The organism is Idiomarina sp. ST10R2A5 (genome assembly GCF_051842325.1).
In the GTDB taxonomy this organism is placed as follows: Bacteria; Pseudomonadota; Gammaproteobacteria; order Enterobacterales; family Alteromonadaceae; genus Idiomarina; species Idiomarina abyssalis.
The window spans coordinates 1-241 of sequence record NZ_JBNIEX010000071.1 but is presented as its reverse complement, the minus strand read 5'-3'; the positions used below and the strand labels follow the sequence as shown (position 1 = coordinate 241).

The window sequence follows — 241 nt, the reverse complement described above, 5'->3', positions numbered from 1 at the left end:
ACGCGCGTGGTCTCGCCCGGTCCGGGTGCAGGCCGGACGGCAAACAGGCGCGGACCCGGGCCGATGCGCGCCCGTGCCGCCTCGACCTGCGCGTCATGTTCACGCAGCCCGGCATGGGCGACTCCGAATCCCGTGCGCTGTTTGTCGATCCCGTCACCCTGGCCATCAAGGGCGACATGGTCGTCTACGGGACCAGCGGCACGCTGCCTTTCCGGACCAAACTGGACTACCTGCACCGCCA

1 protein-coding gene is annotated in these 241 nt (G+C 69.7%); it reads left to right on the top strand.

What is annotated here, in order from left to right; all coding sequences use genetic code 11:
- Positions 1-241, top strand: a 241-nt coding sequence (locus ACP7FG_RS13165; protein WP_439226655.1) for a hypothetical protein, incomplete at both ends; no start/stop codon positions are given.